The 17,942-nt window shown below is 64.2% G+C and carries 18 protein-coding genes; 13 read left to right on the top strand and 5 right to left on the bottom strand.

The window, feature by feature from the left end:
• Window positions 1–25: 25 nt before the first annotated feature.
• From C7450_RS04770 to C7450_RS04755, 4 genes are all read right to left on the bottom strand, one after another.
• Window positions 26–1,636: an ABC transporter substrate-binding protein gene (locus C7450_RS04770; protein ID WP_110373280.1), complete on the bottom strand. Its 1,611-nt coding sequence runs from the start codon at window positions 1,634–1,636 to the stop codon at window positions 26–28.
• A gap of 48 nt (window positions 1,637–1,684) precedes the next feature.
• Window positions 1,685–2,143, bottom strand: a complete 459-nt coding sequence (locus tag C7450_RS04765; protein ID WP_110373279.1) for a RidA family protein — start codon at window positions 2,141–2,143, stop codon at window positions 1,685–1,687.
• The gene (locus C7450_RS04760; RefSeq protein WP_170147058.1) at window positions 2,140–3,129 is read right to left on the bottom strand and encodes an NAD-dependent epimerase/dehydratase family protein; all 990 of its coding nucleotides are present in this window, start codon (window positions 3,127–3,129) and stop codon (window positions 2,140–2,142) included. The genes C7450_RS04765 and C7450_RS04760 overlap by 4 nt, the downstream gene beginning before the upstream one ends.
• A gap of 88 nt (window positions 3,130–3,217) precedes the next feature.
• Window positions 3,218–4,345, bottom strand: a complete 1,128-nt coding sequence (locus tag C7450_RS04755; RefSeq protein ID WP_245449485.1) for a mandelate racemase/muconate lactonizing enzyme family protein — start codon at window positions 4,343–4,345, stop codon at window positions 3,218–3,220.
• 252 nt (window positions 4,346–4,597) lie between these two features.
• On the opposite strand from C7450_RS04755, the gene ltnD reads away from it, so the two are divergent.
• The 3 genes from ltnD (at window position 4,598) to C7450_RS04745 (ending at window position 6,592) form a co-directional block, all read left to right on the top strand.
• Entirely contained in the window at window positions 4,598–5,527 is a 930-nt protein-coding gene (ltnD, locus tag C7450_RS04750; protein ID WP_110373277.1) for an L-threonate dehydrogenase, read from the top strand.
• A 103-nt stretch (window positions 5,528–5,630) separates the two neighbouring features.
• Window positions 5,631–5,849 carry a hypothetical protein gene (locus C7450_RS33440; protein WP_146227260.1) on the top strand — a complete coding sequence of 73 codons (219 nt, stop codon included), beginning with the start codon at window positions 5,631–5,633 and terminating at the stop codon, window positions 5,847–5,849.
• A gap of 455 nt (window positions 5,850–6,304) precedes the next feature.
• A complete protein-coding gene (locus tag C7450_RS04745) occupies window positions 6,305–6,592 on the top strand; it encodes a hypothetical protein (protein ID WP_110373276.1) in 288 nt (95 codons plus the stop codon).
• A gap of 12 nt (window positions 6,593–6,604) precedes the next feature.
• Here C7450_RS04745 and C7450_RS04740 read toward each other — a convergent pair whose 3' ends face one another.
• The gene (locus C7450_RS04740) at window positions 6,605–7,654 is read right to left on the bottom strand and encodes a LacI family DNA-binding transcriptional regulator (RefSeq protein ID WP_146227259.1); all 1,050 of its coding nucleotides are present in this window, start codon (window positions 7,652–7,654) and stop codon (window positions 6,605–6,607) included.
• Window positions 7,655–7,810: 156 nt separating this feature from the next.
• Between C7450_RS04740 and C7450_RS04735 the strand changes: the two genes are divergently transcribed.
• From C7450_RS04735 to C7450_RS04690, 10 genes are all read left to right on the top strand, one after another.
• Entirely contained in the window at window positions 7,811–8,878 is a 1,068-nt protein-coding gene (locus C7450_RS04735; RefSeq protein ID WP_170147057.1) for a Gfo/Idh/MocA family protein, read from the top strand.
• On the top strand, window positions 8,875–9,225 hold the full coding sequence (locus C7450_RS04730) for an L-rhamnose mutarotase (protein WP_110373273.1): 351 nt from the start codon (window positions 8,875–8,877) through the stop codon (window positions 9,223–9,225). The genes C7450_RS04735 and C7450_RS04730 overlap by 4 nt, the downstream gene beginning before the upstream one ends.
• 120 nt (window positions 9,226–9,345) lie before the next feature.
• Window positions 9,346–11,115: an ABC transporter substrate-binding protein gene (locus C7450_RS04725; protein ID WP_110373272.1), complete on the top strand. Its 1,770-nt coding sequence runs from the start codon at window positions 9,346–9,348 to the stop codon at window positions 11,113–11,115.
• Between the two features lie 94 nt (window positions 11,116–11,209).
• Window positions 11,210–12,400, top strand: coding sequence for an enolase C-terminal domain-like protein (locus C7450_RS04720; RefSeq protein ID WP_170147056.1), 1,191 nt, complete (start codon window positions 11,210–11,212; stop codon window positions 12,398–12,400).
• 15 nt (window positions 12,401–12,415) lie between these two features.
• Complete coding sequence (locus C7450_RS04715; protein WP_110373270.1) at window positions 12,416–13,417, top strand: ABC transporter permease; 1,002 nt, start codon at window positions 12,416–12,418, stop codon at window positions 13,415–13,417.
• A 2-nt stretch (window positions 13,418–13,419) separates the two neighbouring features.
• Window positions 13,420–14,289: an ABC transporter permease gene (locus tag C7450_RS04710; protein ID WP_110373269.1), complete on the top strand. Its 870-nt coding sequence runs from the start codon at window positions 13,420–13,422 to the stop codon at window positions 14,287–14,289.
• On the top strand, window positions 14,286–15,122 hold the full coding sequence (locus C7450_RS04705; protein ID WP_110373268.1) for an ABC transporter ATP-binding protein: 837 nt from the start codon (window positions 14,286–14,288) through the stop codon (window positions 15,120–15,122). Before C7450_RS04710 ends, C7450_RS04705 begins: the two co-directional genes overlap by 4 nt.
• Window positions 15,122–16,111 (top strand): ABC transporter ATP-binding protein, encoded by a 990-nt coding sequence (locus tag C7450_RS04700; protein WP_110373267.1) that lies wholly within the window; start codon window positions 15,122–15,124, stop codon window positions 16,109–16,111. The genes C7450_RS04705 and C7450_RS04700 overlap by 1 nt, the downstream gene beginning before the upstream one ends.
• Complete coding sequence (locus C7450_RS04695; protein ID WP_110373266.1) at window positions 16,108–16,956, top strand: amidohydrolase family protein; 849 nt, start codon at window positions 16,108–16,110, stop codon at window positions 16,954–16,956. The genes C7450_RS04700 and C7450_RS04695 overlap by 4 nt, the downstream gene beginning before the upstream one ends.
• A gap of 348 nt (window positions 16,957–17,304) precedes the next feature.
• The coding region (locus C7450_RS04690) for a CoA transferase subunit A (protein ID WP_110373265.1) at window positions 17,305–17,942 on the top strand (638 nt) is incomplete at its 3' end.

The following is a 17,942-nucleotide window of genomic DNA, read 5'->3' as shown; positions in this document are numbered from 1 at the left end:
GGAGGCCTGGCACCGCGTCGCGCCGTTACTTCTTGATGTAGGCGCGGGCGAGCCCGAAGAACCAGCCGGTCGGGTGCTGCGTGTAATTCATGACGTTCTCGTTGCGCACGCTGACGTGATCGGCGCTGAACAGCATGACGGTCGGCACGGATTCCGCGAGGATCTTCTGGAAATCCACATAGATCGCCTTGCGCTTGGCCTGGTCCGTCTCGCCGAGGCCCTTGTCGAGGAGGGCGCTCGCTTCCGCGTTGTTCCAGTTGCGGAAATCGGCACCTTCCGGGGCTTTGTGGAAGTGACGATAGTAGAGAAGATGCGGATCGGGCTGGGTCGCCCAGTCGTTGAAGGTGAAGCCCATCTGCTTCGACTGGAAGTTCTTGATCCACACCCCGAGGTCGACGCGTTGGATATTGAGATCGATCCCCGCCTTGGCGAGCTGCTGCTTCATGGTGACGGCCGCCGGATCCATCCAGTCATAGCCGTTGATGGTTGTCAGCGTCAGCTTGAGGTCGCTGTGGCCGGCATCCGCGAGGAGCTTCTTGGCCTTCTCGATATCGACCTTCTGGTTGGCGAGCTGGTCGAGGGGCGCGCCCCAGGCGTCCTGCATGGCTGGGACCATGGTGCCGATGACCTTGCCGTAGCCGCCGACCGCGGCCCGCATGATCTCGTCCTTGTCGATCGACAGGGCGATCGCCTGGCGCACGCGCGGATCGCCGAGAGGCGAAAGCTCGGAGCCGAGATCGAGCGCCTTCTGGTTCAGCGACGGCCAGCGCTCCATGACGAGCCCCGGCGCCTTGACGACCTGCTGGATGTCCTGGGGACGCGTGAGGAGGGCGAGGTCGACACGCTTGTTGCGCAGCGCGACGATCATGCTCGCGCTGTTCGGAATGAAGAGGATGTTGATGCGGTCGAGATAGGGCGCACCTGCCTCCCAGTAGGCGTCGTTCTTGACGAGAGCGAGATGGCTGTTCGGCTTGAACTCGGCGAGCTTGAAGGGGCCGGTGCCGACGCTCTTCGTATTGAAGGCCTGCTTGGCATCGGCTGCATCGAAATAGCCGGCCGGAACGACCCCACCATATTTGTTGCCGAGCGTCATCGGCAAGGCACCGTTGGGCTTCGACAGGGTGATCCGCACGGTCGCATCGTCGATCGCATCGATCGACTGGATCAGCGTGAGATCGCCGGCGCCCGGCGAACCATTCTTCGGATCGCGCAGGTAGTTGTAGCTGTAGGCGACGTCCTTCGCCGTCATCGGCTGGCCGGTGTGGAACTTGACGCCGTCGCGCAGCTTGATGGTGTAGACGAGCCCGTCCGGTGACACCTCGTATCCCGTGGCGAGCAGTGGAACAGCCTGCCCGGTCTCCGATTCATAGAACAGGCCCTGGTACATCAGCACCGTGAAGCGGATGCGTCCGTCGGCCGCCTGATGGTAGGGGTCGAGACCCGGCGGTTCGACGAGCGAGCCGAAGGTCAGGGTGCCGCCCTTGACCGCGTCAGCCGCCTTCGGGCCGTAGAGGTCGGCGGTTGCCGCACGCGCCGGAAGCGCCGCGATCGTCAGGGCAATCGCCGCAGCGAGGGCTTGCGCCGCGCCTCGCCACCGGCGCCGTCGGGGGTGAGACGGTTGAACTCCGACACTCATTGCTCTTTTCTCCTCTGAATTATGGTTCGCAACAGCATCGCGGACGCTTCAATCCGCGTAACTCACAATGAACTCGATCTCGACGGCCGCGTTGCGCGGCAGTTCCGCGACGCCCACCGCCGCACGGGCGTGGCGCCCGGCCTCACCGAAGATCTCGACGAGCAGATCCGACGCCGCATCGAGAACCTTCGGCTGGGCATTGAAGCCCGGCGCGGAGGCGACGTAGCCGTTGACCTTCAGGATGCGGTCGATGCGGTTGAGATCACCCAGCGCCTCCGCGAGGCAGGCGAGCCCTTGCAGGACACAGATGCGCGCCTCTTCGCGGGCCGCATCCAGGCTGACATCAGCGCCGACCTTGCCGAACACCCGGACCTCGCCATCGACCTTCGGCAACTGGCCGCTGACATAGGCAATGCCGTTATGAAGCGTGACCGCCGCATAATTGAAGGAGGGTTTGGCGGCCTCGGGCAGAGTGAGCCCGAGACTTGCCAGTTTCTGCGCGATCATGGGGCCTCCTTGGATGACGCCGTGCCGGGGGATATCGCCAAGTCCGCGACGAGGGCGGCGAGGTCGAAGGCCGGCGTGAAACCGGTATCGCGGCGGAAGCGGGCATCGCTGATGAGCGGGAAGAGCATCATTGGCGCGGTGACGTCGAGCGCGACCGAAACGCCCGGTCGCTGCCGTTCGACAGCCGCCACCATATCCCGCGCCGAGGCCGTGAAACCGTTGATGTTGTAGACCGTCGCCAGCGGCTTCTGCGCCTTGAGGACCGCGAGGCAGGCGGCGGCGACGTCGCTGACATGCATCAGATCGATCGGGTGATCGTGGAAGGCGATGTGATGCGTGCCGCCATCGCTCCCGGCCTGAAGAAGTTCAGCGAGGGCGGCCGCGGCGCCCTTGTACCAGAGGCCCGGCCCCAGGATGAGCGGCAGCCTCAAGCCTGTGATCGACAGGCCGTGCCGCAGCGCGGCAAAATCGGCGACCTCTTCGGCGATATGCTTGGTGAGGCCATAGACCGTGCGTGGGCGTTTCGCGGCGTCCTCATCGACAGGCTCCGCGGTATAGTCGCTCGCCGGGCCGTAGACGACCGTGGAGCTTGTCCAGACGAGGCGCTGGATGCCGGCCTCGGCGACCGCGGCGATGAGATGCCTGAAACCATCGACATTGATGGCGAAGGCCTTGTCGGCGTCGCTCTCGCCGGAGCGCATCAGACCCTGGTCGCCCGCGCCGAAGGCCGCACAGGAGACGACCGCCGCGGGTTTCACGGTGGCAAGCACCTGGCGCACCAGGTCCCGATCCTCGAGGCTGCCGACCGTCTCTCCAAACGCACCGGCCTTGTCGGCGAGGAGGTCCGCAGCCATGGCCGGACCAAAGACATGGGGCCGGTAGTCGTTGGCGATCAATGCGCGCACCACATGCGAGCCGACGAATCCGCGGCCGCCGATGACGAGAACGTCGGATCCAGTGGGGGGGATTGCTGCCTGAGAGGTCATCGCAACGCTTGTCATCTCCGTGGACCGGGAGCGTCCTATGCGGCCGTCAGCCGGCGGTGCAAGGCGAAACGCCTGATATCCCATGCCGTTACTGCATGAACCGCTTGACGGCATCCCAATCGAGGCTGATCCCGAGGCCGGGAGCGGTCGGCACTGCGATCCGGCCATCGACCGCGATCAGCGGCTCGCTCAGGAGCGCTTCCCGCAAGGGGTTCTCGCCGACATCATACTCCACCAATGTGGGCCAGGGCGCGTTTTGTCCGTGTGGATAGGGCGAGCGCGACGCGACGAAATGGACGCCCGCAGCCAGCCCGATCCCGGAGCCCCAGACATGCGGGGACAATCTCAAATGGTTGGCCTCGCCGAGGTCGGCGATCCGCCGTCCCTGCCAGAAGCCGCCACACAGCGAGAGATCCGGCTGCAGTACGTCGACCGCATGCCGATCGGTCAGGCGTTTGAAGTCGAACACTGTGTAGAGGGCCTCGCCGGTGGCGATGGGAACCGGGCTCGCACGCTGCAAGAGTTCGTAACCGTCGATATCCTGCGGCGTCAGCGGCTCCTCCACCCAGGCGATCTGGTAGGGTGCGAGGCGCGCAATCGATGCTTTCGCGAGATCGAGCGTGTAGTTGGAATTGATGTCGACCATGATGTCGACGTTATCACCCAGGATGCGCCGCGCCGTTTTCACACGCAATTCATCGGAATCCGGACCGAGACCGATCTTGATCTTGACCGCACCGTGACCCGCCGCCGCCATGGCCTCGATCTGCGGCGCGAAGTCTTCGTCCGGGCTTTCGGTGATGTAGCCTCCGGACGCATAGACAGGTACGCTCTCGCTGGCGCGACCGCCGATCAGTTGGCAGACGGGAAGGCCGACCACCTGGCCGAGCGCATCCTTGGCGGCCATGTCGATGCCGCTGATCGCCCCCATCAACTGGTTCTGCACGCCGAAGTGGTAATGGCGCGCGATGATCCGTGCGAAGACGAGCTCCACATCGCAGACATGGGTGCCGACGAGATAGTCTTTGACAAGCGGCAGATAGGCGAGATTGACCGCCGGCATACCCCAGGCCTCACCGATGCCGGTGACGCCCACATCCGTCTCAACGACAACCAGGGTCGTCTGCCGCGCGTTCGCCAGCGATTTCGCCATGCCGTACGGCTGCGGAAGCGGGCAGGAGAGGGGAATGAAGCGGATATCTCGAACGCGCGCCAATGCGAACTCCTCTCGCAAGTCCCGGATTGTGCCGATGCGCAGAACGGCCTGCAAACCAATTGCAACCAATAGCGGACTTTCCGTGAGCCAATGTCACCAGTTTCACGGGCTTCGTCAAGCGGTCGCGATAAAATCCCCACCACGGCGGCGCCGACCGGGGACGCCCGCCATCGCCGTCGGCGGAGCAGCGTTGATCTGGACAGGCCGCCGCTCTGCCCTATCATGCACCGCAAAGATGGGAGACTTCCACGGATGACCGGGCAGAATGCAGCGCGACCAGCGACACGGGTTGCCGTGATCGGACTGGGGTCGATGGGTTACGGCATGGCAACAACTCTGCTGCGTCACGGGTTCGATGTGGTCGGATACGACGTCAGCTCCCAGATTCTGTCCCGCTTCGAGCAGGATGGCGGCCATCGCGCGGCCAGTCTGGCTGCGGCCGTTGCAGGGGCGCAGATCGTTGTCTGCGTCGTCGTCAATGCCGCCCAGACGCGAGAGGTCCTGCTCGGTCAGGGCGGATGTCTCGATGCGATGGAGCCCGGCGCCGTATTCCTGTCATCGGCGACCCTTGCCCCCGAAGAGGCGCGGGCGTTTGCCGCCGAAGTCGAGGCCAAGGGCCGGGCCTATCTCGATGCGCCCATCAGCGGTGGTGCGCAGCGCGCGGCTGCCGGCGAACTCACCATTCTTGTGTCGGGCGCGCAGGAGACGCTATCGGCGGCGCGGCCGGTGCTCGATGCGATGGCCGAGCGCGTCTATGAGCTCGGCAAAGCGGTCGGCGATGCCTCCGCCTTCAAGATCGTGAACCAACTGCTCGCAGGCGTGCATATCGCCGTGGCCTGCGAGGCGATGGCCTTCGCCGCTGCGCAGAAACTCGACCTGCGACGGGTCTACGAGGTCATCACCCATTCCGCCGGCAATTCCTGGATGTTCGAGAATCGCATGCCGCATGTGCTCGACAACGACTACAAGCCGCGCAGCATGGTCGACATCTTCGTCAAGGATCTCGGCATCGTCATGGACATCGCCCGCAAGGACCGCGTGCCCGTACCCGTTGCCAGCGCGGCCATGCAACTCTTTCTGATGACCTCGGCGGCGGGAATGGGGCGGGATGACGATGCATCCGTTGCGAGACTGTTCGAGCGCATCAACGGTGTCCCCGTGACCGGCGGGCCCAAAGAATAACCGCGCGTCCAGGCTACCGGCGTCAGACCATGCAGGGCGGGTGGCGTCGGCACCATTAGCCCTGTAAGACCGTGCCGAGCATTATACAGAGACTATTGCGGCCATGGGTAGACGGATCGCTGGGAACACGGCCTTCGATAGGGCGCTCTGCGAGTTGGGCGACGTCGAGCTGACGATCGAGCGCCAGCGCCACCTCGTCGAGCAGTTGCGCTTGGCCGGTTGTTCAACCCAATATGCCGAAGCTCTGCTTGGCCGCTTCGAGGTTATCCGGACCCGGCATGCGCGCATGCTGGCGGAACTGAGCGCGCCTCGCTCCTCCTGACCGATCGGTCGGCCTGTCAAACGAACGCTCTTCAAGTGAAGGGCGCTTCAAGTTAAGGGCCTTGGCAAGCGCGTTTCGTGCGACGCGCGCGTTGCGCCTTCGATTCCATGGCTGTCGTGCATGCCAAGCCGATGCCGTACCCTGGCTTTTCTGTCCTTGCGCTCGGCATGGCAAAGGCAATGCAGGTATATGCACACCCTAGTGGTTCTGCTCCGACATTTGCATCCGCCTGATACGGGCCTCGGAGCAAATGTCGGAGTCAAGAGAACCACTAGCAAGTTATTGGTTCTAGTGGAGCTTTTGAATTTGACATTTGATCTGGAGCCTGATGTGAGGCGGGACTCAAATGTTAAATTCGCTCCACTAGATTGATCACTGTCGCGTGACGAAAGTCAGAATTCAGTTTAAATATATATATATATTGTATTTAAGAATAAATAAGAATGGTGAAAATCATGTTTGGCTTTGATCCTATTATTGCAATGGGTGTTGTCCTTGCCACCGCCGCCACCGACGCGGCTTATGTTTTCTTCAACGCTGCAGTCGGTGCGCGGCATCGCATCCGCGCGGCGAATTGGAGCGCCATCTGGTATATGCTCTCTGCCTTCGCCGTCATAAGCTTTACGGAACATGCGATCTACGTGGTCTTTGCCGCCGCCGGCTCCTGGATCGGCGCCTTTGTGTCCGTAACCTGGCTCGTTCGCGCACCGATCGCCCGGCCTGTCACTGCACCTGAGGTGTAAAGGCGCATCTCGTCACGCACTTTCGCGGCTCAGGATCTCGAAACTCAGCCTGACCGCACGCTGGGCCGGCGCCTGACCCTGCAGGCGGCCGAGCAACAGCCTGCCGGCTTCCACGCCCGTCTCGCGCACGGGAAACTGTACCGTCGTGAGTGAGGGGGATATCCACCGCGCGATCGGCGATTCGCCGAAACCGGCGATCGCCAGCCGCCCGGGGACGTCGATGCCGGTGTCGAGCGCGTGACGAATGGCGCCCACGGCGACCTGATGGCCCGCGAAGACGACGGCATCCACCTCCGGCGCATCGCGCAGAATCGTGCTCACCACCTCGCCGCCGTTGCCGGAGCCGGGATCGCTGGTGATTTCGTAGTGCCGGGGGGGCGTGGCGTCATGGAGCGCACAGACGGAGCGTAAGCCCTCGAGGCGGCCCATCATGCGGCTGTCGTCGAGGCCGGTGTGCCCGACATAGGCGAGATGCCTGCGCCCGCGCGCCAGGAGATACTGCCCGAGCGAAGCGCCCGCGTCGAAATTCGATGAGCCCACGCTCATGTCGAGCGGGTTGGGATTATAGTCGAACATCTCGACCAGCGGCGTGCCCGAGCGGCGCAGCAGGTCCAGGCATTCCTCGGCGTGGTCCTTGCCCGTCAGCAGGATGCCGTCGACGCGGTGGCCGAGGAAGGTGCGCACCAGCTCGAGTTCGTTGTGGCGGTGGAAATGCGAATTCCCCAGCAGCAGCTTGTAGCCGGCGGGCTCCAGAATGTCGGCCGCGCCTTGCAGCACCATGCCGTGGATCGGGTTGGCCAGCGTCGGCACCACCACGCCGATGACGTTCGAACGCGCGGACACCAGGCTGGAGGCCACGAGGTTCGGGACGTAGCCCATGGCGTTCGCGACCTTCAGCACATGTTTGCGCGTGCGCTCGGAAACGCGACCGGGGTTGCTGATGCAGCGCGACGCGGTGATCGTCGAGACACCGGCGGCGGCGGCCACGTCTTCCAGGCGAACGGGCACCGGACCCGTGCGGCCCTCCATCCCCGATTGACGGCTTGACTCGAATTCGCTCAAGGCCTACTCATTCTGCTCATGGACAACGATGTCCATCTCTATTTCTTCTACCTTGAAACTTGCCGCTGTCACAGAAAAAATCACTGGGTCGCGGTTTTGATTGTCACGAATGGACAGCGCTATCCAAAACGGCGCGGCTGATTGAGGGAGGGGGGATTGCCCGAGCGTGTGTTGCGGGCCGGCGTCATCGGTGCCGGCTGGTATGCCGCACAGAACCATATCCCGGTGCTTGCCGCACGACCGGAGGTCGTTCTCGATGGCGTCTGCCGGCTCGGGCAGGCGGAGCTGGAGCGCGTGCGCAGCCACTTCGGCTTTGCCTTTGCGTCCGAGCGGTTCGAAGACGTGCTCGCGCGCAAGCCCGATATCGTCGTCGTCGCCTCGCCGCATCACCTTCATTACAGGCATGCCCAGGCCGCCCTCGAGGCCGGTGCCCATGTGCTGTGCGAGAAGCCTTTGACGCTTGACCCGGCCGAGGCCTGGGATCTCGTCGCCAAGGCCGAAGCCTGCGGCCGGCATCTCGTCGTCGCCAATGGCTATCAATACCTGCCGCAGGTCGATGATCTGCGGCGACGCATCGCGGACGGGGCAATCGGTGCCATCGAGCATGTGATGGTGAGCTTCATCTCGGCGACGCGGGATGTCTTCACAGGCGATCGCGGCCTCAATTCCTGGCGCACGACTTTCTTTCGCCCGGATCCGTCGACCTGGCAGGACCCGGCGAATGGCGGCGGTTTCGCCTATGGCCAGCTCTCCCACGCCTTGGCGATGATGTATTTCCTGACCGGCCTTGAGCCTGAGGCCATCACCGCCTTTTCCGTTGCCTCCGACCATGTGGATATCGCGGAAGCGGGCGCGCTGCGCTTCACCAGCGGCGCGGTGGCGAGCATTTCGGGCGCGGCCGCCATGCCCCAGGGCAATCGCGCGCTCCTGCGCCTGTTCATCACCGGCGACGCGGGCCTGCTCACCGCCGAATTCGACCGCGATCTCTGCGAAATCCGCCGCTTCTCCGGAGAGGTGGAACATCTGCCGCTCAAGGCCGACGACTGGGTGTATCGCTGCGACGGCCCCGTCCATGCGCTGGTTGATCTGGCTCAGGGGAGAGGAGCGAACCTGTCTCCGGGTGCGGTCGGCGCGACGACAGCCGCGACCATCGCCTCGCTCCTGCAATCGGCAAGGGCCGGCGGTGCGCCGCAGGCCATTCGCGGAAGGAACGCCCGGCTATGAGCGATCCCAAGCTTCATGTCTCCGGCTTTCTCCTGCGCATCCGCCCCGGGAAAACCGACGAATACAGGCGCCGCCACGCCGAGATCTGGCCGAAAATGCTGGATGCGCTGCGCAGATCCGGCGTCGTCAGCTACGACATCTTCCTGAATGAGCCGAACCTGATGGTGTTTGGCCATCTCTTCCGGAGCCGCGCGCCGGAACCGGGGGCACCTGAGGATCCAGTGATCCTGCGCTGGCGCGCCTTTATGGCCGATGTGCTGGAAATGGAAGGCGAGGAGCCGCTGCGCGAGCCGCTCGAGCACGTCTTTCACATGGAATTCGACGAAGGGATCTGTCGCAGTTCCTGACGGTCGTATCGGGGCGCTGTGCGGGGCCGTTCCCGCAAGCGCTTCCGGGCGAAAAGGTCTTAACCGCGAGAAAACCGGGCGGAATACGTCCACTGACACGATACGGGAGGAAGGCAGACCATGAAGAGACAGTATGGATTGGCCCGCTGGCTGACAGCCGGTGCCGCCTTGGCGGTCCTGGTTTGGGGAACGGGGCTGGCCGCAGCGCAAGAGCTGCCCAAAGTGCCGCGCAATCGCACTCTGATCAGCCAGGGATGGGACTTCTACAACCAGGTCCCGTCGATCGACAACTTCAATCCCTATGCGGGTGTCTTGCTGCACCAGCGCAACAGCATGCACTACACTGTCTATGAATCGCTTTTCTATACGAACCACTTCACCAATGAGCTGATCCCCTGGATCGCCGAAAGCTACACCTATAACAAGGACTTCACTGAGCTCACGGTAAAGCTGCGTGATGGCGTCAAGTGGAGCGACGGGAAACCCCTGACGGCGGACGATGTCGTCTTTACCTTCGACATGCTAAAGGGTGCGGCGCCGGAGCTCCTGTTTTCTTCGGCCATCGCGGAATGGGTTGATTCCGCGAAAGCCGTCGATCCGCTGACCGTCGCGATCAAGCTCAAGAAGCCCGGGCCACGCTGGGCGGCCGACTTCCTGGCGACCGGCCAGTCGACGCGCTTCGTCGTCGTGCCCAAGCATATCTGGGAGGGCAAGGACCCGAAGACGTTCAACAACTTCGATCTGGCGAAAGGCCTGCCCATGGGCACGGGCCCCTACAAGCTCGTGAAATCCGATGCGAGCTCGCTGTTCTTCGACCGCCGCAACGACTGGTGGGCCAAGGACGTCGGCCTGGTCAAGGAGATGCCGAAGGTCGAACGGATCATCTACGTCCCGGCGACGGCGGAAGCCATGCCGCAGCTCTATGCGACGAACCAGATCGACATCGGTCGCAACATCCAGTCCGGCGTATTCGAGGCCATCAAGGTCCAGAACCCCAACCTCACCGCCTGGAATGCGCAGGGACCGGTGTGGGGGGCGCCGAACGGCTGCGTGATCGGCATCCGCTTCAATGTCCAGAAAGCGCCGTTCAATGACGTCGCCCTGCGCCAGGCGGTCAATGCGGCGATCGACCGCGACCAGATCGTGAACCTCGCTTACGAGGGCTCGGTGAAAAAGGCGGTGCTGCCGTTCTCCTCCTATCGCGGCATGCTCGATTATGTCGACGGCATGGGCGATATCATCCAGGCGGCCGCCCTCGACAAGAGCAGTGTCGAGCGTGTCGCCGAGATCCTGACCAAGGCCGGCTACAAGAAGAATTCAGCCGGTCGCTGGCAGCGGCCCGATGGCTCGCCGCTGGAGATCCGTGTGTCGGTCGGCCAGGGCGATCCCGTCGGCCCGGTGCTCGGCGAGCAGCTCCGCTCGGCCGGCTTCGATACGGTGGTGAATGTCCAGCAGATCACCGCGCAGACCGAGGCGCTGACGGCGGGCAATTTCGGGCTCAGCGTCTACCCGCATTGCGGCAGCCTCTATGATCCCTGGCAGACGCTGGAGCATTTCCACTCCAAATACGCGCCCAAGGAGGGCGAGGCGGCCAAGAACCTGCGCGCGCCGACCCGCTATGCCAACCCGGAGCTCGACGCAATCCTCGACAAGCTCGAGGCGCGGCAGCCCTCGCCGAAGGATGCGGACTATGTCGCCCTTGCCAAACAGGCAACCGCGATCATCGCCCGTGACCTGCCGGAGATTGCCCTGTTCGAGGAAATCCAGACACAGCCCTTCAACACGACCTACTGGACGGGCTTTCCCTCGTCGAAGGACCCCTATGTGGCCCAGCCTCTGCCGTGGGAAGGCTTTGCGCTGGTCATTCATCGCCTCCAGCCGAAGCAGTGACCGGCAAGGGCCATGCGCTTCCGGCGGCAAGGGCCGCCGGAGCCGCGTGGTTTCCCGATCCATCGGCCCTGGCCCCTTTTCGCGTGAGATCACCGTGGTGAAAATCAAGGACGTCCGCGCCTTTACCATCCGCAACGAGATGGTGGGCGCGCTCTACAAGGACGCAACACTGGCGAATGGCGTTGCCGCCACCCGTCCGCCCTGGACGCGGGATGCGGAAGTCGCGGGTCCTATGTCGGGTTATCCGCGGTTCAAGGCCAAGCGCTCGAGCTGGCGCTTCGACGGATCGGTCGGCTGTCTCGTCACGGCGGAAGACGGGACGACCGGCTTCGGCGTCACCCGCCACGGCCAGCCGGTGATCGCGCTGATCAACGACCATTTCGCCGGCCTGTTGACCGGCGAGGATGCGCTCGCCACGGAGCGCGCCTGGGACATCATGATGCGCGCATCGTCACCCTATGGCTCGGGGGGGCTTGGCGCCTATGCGATCAGCGCCGTCGATCTCGCGCTATGGGATTTGAAGGGCAAGATCCTGGGCGCGCCGGTCTATGCGCTGGCCGGCGGCCCGACCCATGACCGTGTGTTCTGCTATGCGACGGGCAACGATACCGACTGGCATATGGAGCTCGGCTTCCGCGCGACCAAGCTCGCGCTCCCCTATGGCGCGTTCTCGGGCCTCGACGGGCTCGCCCGCAACGAGGACCTCGTCGCGCGCACCCGGGGCCTTGTCGGCGCCGATGTCGAACTGCTGCTCGACTGCTGGCTCGCGCTCGATGTCGATTTCGCGGTCCGCCTCGCCGAGCGTCTGAAGCCCTACAACCTCGGCTGGATCGAGGATGCGCTGCTACCCGAGCCGATGGATGCCCATGCCGCGCTGCGCAGCCGATTGCCGTGGATGACGCTGGCGGGCGGCGAGCACTGGTATCTGCCCGCGCAGTTTCTCGAGGCGGCGAACCGCCAGCTGCTCGACGTCTTCCAGCCTGACATCTGCTGGGCCGGTGGATTCACCGGCTGTCAGCGGATCAACCACATTGCCGAGGCTTCCGGCATCAAGGTGATGCTGCATGCCGGCATGAACACCCCCTATGGCCAGCACCTCACCTTCGCCTCCGCCAATATGCGCTGGGGCGAGTTCTTCATCGGATCGGCCCCCGGCCAGCCGCTGGCGGAGGCGCGGGTCTTTCCCGGCATGGCGGTTCCGGAGCAGGGATGGCTCGTGCCCAACGACGAACCGGGTTTCGGCCTCGGCCTCACGGAAAAGACGCTTGAAGCGTTGGTGCTCTGAGCCGGAGAGCTGACAATGTATGCACAGTATGTAGCGCGCCGCTTCGGCATGATGCTTCTCGTCGTCGTGCTCGCGGTGTCGATCAATTTCCTTCTCCCGCGGCTCATGCCGGGCGACCCGGTGGAGGCGCAGCTCAACCAGTTGCTGGCAACCGGCGGGGGCGGCGGCGACATCAGCGCCATGGTGGACGCCTATCGCGCCCGTTTCGGGCTCGATCAGCCGCTTCTGGCGCAATATTTTTCCTACTGGCGGTCGGTGTTCAGCCTCGATCTCGGCGTTTCGCTCGCGGCCTATCCGGAGCGGGTCTCGCATGCCATCCTCGCCGGCCTGCCCTGGACGCTGGGGCTCCTTGGCTTTGCCACCCTGGTCAGCTTCGTTCTGGGCACCTGGCTCGGCGGGTTGCTGGGCTGGCCGCGGACGCCGCGGATCGCCCGCGCCTTCGGCTCCGGCCTCATCCTGTTCTCGTCCGTGCCCTACTTCCTGATCGGCATGGTGCTGCTCTACCTCTTCGCGATCGTCTTTCGCTGGTTTCCGGCCGGCGGCGGCATGCCCTTCGGCCAGTCGGCCGGGTTCAACTGGCAGACGCTGACGGCGATAGCCTGGCACGGGACCCTGCCGGCGGCCTCCATCATCCTGGCCGAGATCGGCGCCTGGGCGCTCGGCATGCGCGGCATGATGGTGAGCGTGCTCGGCGAGGACTACATCACGCTGGCGGAGGCCAAGGGCCTGAAGCCGCGCCGGATCTTCCGCTGGTACGGTCTGCGCAACGCGCTCCTGCCGCAGCTGACGAAACTCGCCATGACGCTCGGGCACATCGTATCCGGCGCGATTCTCGTCGAGGTCATCTTCTCCTATCCCGGAATAGGCTTCCGCCTCTATCAGGCGATCCAGGCGAACGACTACTTCGTCATCCAGGGGATCGTGCTGCTGCTGTCGGTGTCGATCGCCATTGCGATGTTCATCCTCGACCTTGCCTATCCGCTCATCGATCCGCGCATCACGACGGGGAGGGAGTAACCATGGCCACCTTGTCCAACGGTCTTGTGTCCAACGGTCTTGCCCGCCTCCTCAGGAATCCGCCGCTTGCCTTCGGCTTGCTCATCCTGGCCTTGCTCTGTCTCACGGCGGCGATCGGCCCCTTCGTCACGGACGAGGCGCTGGCCCGCGTCGGTGCGACGCTGCCGCGACAGCCGCCCTCGGCGGCGCATTGGCTCGGGACGGACTCGCAGGGTCGCGACATGGTGACCGTGCTGATGCTCGCCATGCCCCAGACCCTGAAGATCGGCCTCGTGGCCGGCCTCATCAGCCTTTCCGTCGGGGTGGCGCTCGGCCTTGTCTCCGGCTTCGCCGGCGGCGTGGCCGATACCGTGATCCGCCTTGCCTCCGACGTCATGATGACCATCCCCGGCATCGCCATCCTGGTGCTTGTCGCCGCCAATGTGCGCGAGATGACCGTCGCCATCATGGCCGTCATCGTCGCCTCGCTCTCCTGGATGGTGACGACGCGGACCATTCGCGCCCAGACGCTGTCCCTGCGCGAGCGCGGTTATGTGCAGATCGCGCGCCTCAACGGCTCCTCGACGGCCCGGCTCGTCTTCGTCGAGATCCTGCCCAATCTCCTGCCCTTCATCGCGGCGAGCTTCGTCATCGCGGTGTCGAACGCGATGCTCGCGACGATCGGGCTCGAGGCGCTCGGGCTCGGCCCGCAGAAGGAGCTGACCCTCGGCACGACGATCTACTGGGCACAGTTCTATGGCGCCATCCTGCGCGGCATGTGGTGGTGGTGGGCGCCGCCCATCCTCCTGATATCGCTGATCTTCATCGGCCTGATGCTGACCTCAGTCGGGCTCGATTCCTTCGTGAACAAACGCATGGCGAACGGTTCATGACTGTGCTCGATATCCGCAACCTCACCGTCGAATACCGCACGCCGCGCGGCCCGTTCCATGCCGTGCGCAATGTCAGCTTTTCGCTGGAAGCGGGCGAGCGCTTCGGGCTCGTCGGCGAATCCGGTTCGGGCAAGTCGACGACCATCCTGGCGCTGATGCGCATGTTGCGCGGCGGGATGATCACCGGCGGCGAGCTTCTGCTGAACGGCAGGGACCTCGCTGCCGTTCCCGATGCGCGCTATCGCACCATTCGCTTCGCCGAGATGTCACTGGTGCCGCAAGGCGCCATGAGCTCGCTCAACCCGGTGCTGAAGATCGGCCGGCAGATCGGCGACATCTTCGCGGATCATCGGGTGCGCCACACACCGGAGGCACGGCGGCGCATCATCGGGGACCTGCTGGCGCGGGTGGGGCTCGCGCCGGAGGTGCAGGATCGCTTCCCGCATGAATTGTCGGGCGGCATGAAGCAACGCGTCTGCATCGCCATGGCGATCGCGCTGAAACCCAGCCTCATTCTCGCCGACGAGCCAACCAGCGCCCTCGACGTCATGGTACAGAAGCAGGTGCTCGCCACCCTCGGCCGTGTGCAGAGAGAGCTTGGCGCGGCGATCGTCCTCATCGGTCACGACATGGCGCTGATGGCGCATTTCGTCGGCCGTCTCGGTGTGATGTATCGCGGCGAACTCGTGGAGACCGGACCCGTGCGCGAGATCTTCACCAACCCGCAGCATCCCTATACGCGGATGCTGATCGATTCATTGCCGTCCTTCGATCGCCTCGCGAGTTTTCGCACGGCGAAGCGGTCCCCGGTGTTGCAGCGGGGACGCGTCTGATGGCGAAAATCCTCGAAGTCCGCGATACCGACGTCGTCTTCTCCGCTGGAGGCAGCCAGGAGAAAAAGGCGCTGTCCAATATCTCGCTCGCAGTCGGCGGCAAGCGCCCCACCATCACCGCGGTGGTCGGGGAAAGCGGCAGCGGCAAGACAACCCTGATCCGGCTGCTGCTCGGCTTCCAGCAACCGACACGGGGATCGGTCCTCTATGACGGGAAGCCCATTGCATCAGGGGATCACGCCTTGCTTGCCAGCTTCCGGCGGGAGGTGCAGGCGATCTTCCAGGATCCCTTCGATGTCTTCAACCCGTTCTATCGCATCGACCATCCGCTGCTGACGCCGCTCAAGCTGTTCGGGCTCGTGAAGTCGCGGGACGAGGCCTATGCCAGGATTGAGCGGACGCTTGAAAGCGTCGGCCTGAAGCCCTCGGAGACGCTCGGCAAATATCCACACCAGCTCTCGGGCGGGCAGCGCCAGCGTGTGATGATCGCGCGCGCACTGCTGCTCGATCCCGCCATCATTCTCGCCGATGAGCCGGTGTCGATGGTCGATGCCTCCCTGCGCTCGACAATCCTGGCGATCCTCTACGAGATGAACCGCGATCTCGGCATCTCGCTGATCTATGTGACGCATGACCTGACGACGGCCTATCAGGTCGCGGATTCGATCGTCGTGCTGCACGGCGGCCATGTCATGGAAGTAGGACCCGCCGAGGACGTCATCCATCGCCCCGCTCATCCCTATACGCGCGCACTGATCGAGGCGGTGCCTTCGCCTGACCCGGACAAGCCCTGGAACCTCGACGAACAGACGGCCTCGCCCGAGCGCTACCTGCCGGCGGATGGCGCGGTGGGGCTCTATCAGATCGAGCCGCTCCGGGCGATCGCCGCCCCGCTGCGGGCTGGAGAGGCGCCCACGTCGGCGGCGGCCATCCAGCTCGCCATCAGCGCCGAACGCGATCGCGCGGCATCGCTCACGGTGCCGGCATGATCATCGACAGCCACTGCCATGTCTGGGAGAACTGGCCCTATGAGCCGGACAACCCCCATGCCGCCGGCCGAGGGCGCGCAGACCAACTGCTTTATGAAATGGATGCGCATGGCGTGGATCGCGCCGTCATCATCTGCGCTGGCATCGGCGATAATCCTGGCAATGTCGACTACGCCTTCAGCGTCGCGAACGCCTATCCCGGCCGTTTCGCCGTCTTTCCCGACATCGATTGCCGCTGGTCGGCGGACTATCACAGGCCCGGTGCGGCGGCGCGTCTGGAGAAGGCGTGTTCACGCTGGAATTTCCAAGGCTTCACGCATTATCTGGATGAGGGCGATGACGGAACGTGGCTTGCGAGCCCCGGAGGGCTCGCGTTCTTTGGCGGGGCAGCCGCGCGCCGGCTCGTCGTCAGCCTGTCGGTGCTGCCGCACCAGATGCCCGCCGTGATCGCCTTGGCGGAGCGCTTGCCGGATCTGCCGATCCTCCTCCACCATTTCGCCTTCCTCGGTCCCCGGACGGCGGCCACGCACAATGCGCGAGACCTTGTGCTTGCCGCAGCGGCATGCCCGAACATCCACATCAAATATTCAGGGCTTGGCAATGTCGCGGCGCCGGACCAGGTGTACCCCTATACGCCGCTCGCATGGATCCTGACCGATATCGCCGCGGCCTTCGGCCCTGGGCGGATCCTGTGGGGCTCCGACTTCCCCGTGTCCCGAAAGCATATGACCTACAAGCAGTGTCTGGCCCTGCTCACCCGCCACGGACCTTTTGCCGCGGCCGACCTGCCCGCGGTGCTTGGCGGCAACATGGCGAGCCTGCTCGCGACATCCGGTCCCGGCTGATGCTGGGCCGGATCGACCACGGCGCATTTCTACAGGACATTTCATAGACCTAACGCGTCACGACAGGCATTTTCCAAAGCCCGTCATGGACGGCGCCGTCCGGGTTTTCCGGCTGCCGGTCAGGCCGTCAAGCCCTATCTGTCGCATGCGCCTGCGAGGCGTGCATATCTCATTGGCGTTGTTTCACTCCGCGGTTATCTTCGACGCGATTGCTGCACGGGCGAAGATCGGCTGTTAGCATTTTAGCTTGTGCAGCATGATCGAGTGTCGCATAGCGTGTTCGAACGTGTGAGGCCATAAGCGCACAGCGACGCCTTGAGATCGCAAGATCGAGGTGAGGGAGGGTACATGCGGAATAAGCGTTACGAGGACGCCTCGTCAGCACTGGACGATGTTCTGTTTGACGGGATGGTGATCATGGCCGGCGGTTTCGGCCTGTGCGGGATCCCGGAGCATCTGATCACCGCCATTGCCCGCAAAGGCACGCGGGATCTGACCTTCATCTCGAACAACTGCGGCGTCGACGACTTCGGGCTCGGCATCCTGCTTGGCAAGGGACAGATCAAGAAGATGATCTCGTCCTATGTCGGCGAGAACAAGCTGTTCGAGAAGCTCTATCTGTCGGGCGAGCTCGCGCTCGAGTTCAATCCCCAGGGCACGCTCGCCGAGCGCATCCGGGCGGGCGGCGCCGGCATTCCGGCCTTCTTCACCCGCACCGGCGTCGGCACCATCGTCGCCGAGGGCAAGGAAATCCGCCAGTTCAACGGCGAAGACTATGTGATGGAGACGGGGCTCACCGCCGATCTCGCCATCGTCAAGGCGTGGAAGGGCGACGTGGAAGGCAACCTGATCTACCGCAAGACCGCCCGCAACTTCAACCCGATGATGGCCACGGCGGCGAAGGTGACGGTCGCCGAGGTCGAGGAGATCGTGCCGATCGGCAGCCTCGATCCCGACCATATCCACACGCCGGGGATTTATGTGGA

This window comes from Chelatococcus asaccharovorans (genome assembly GCF_003201475.1).
Classification (GTDB): Bacteria; Pseudomonadota; Alphaproteobacteria; order Rhizobiales; family Beijerinckiaceae; genus Chelatococcus; species Chelatococcus asaccharovorans.
The sequence above is the reverse complement of the archived record's forward strand: the minus strand, read 5'-3'. Positions and strand labels throughout refer to the sequence as shown.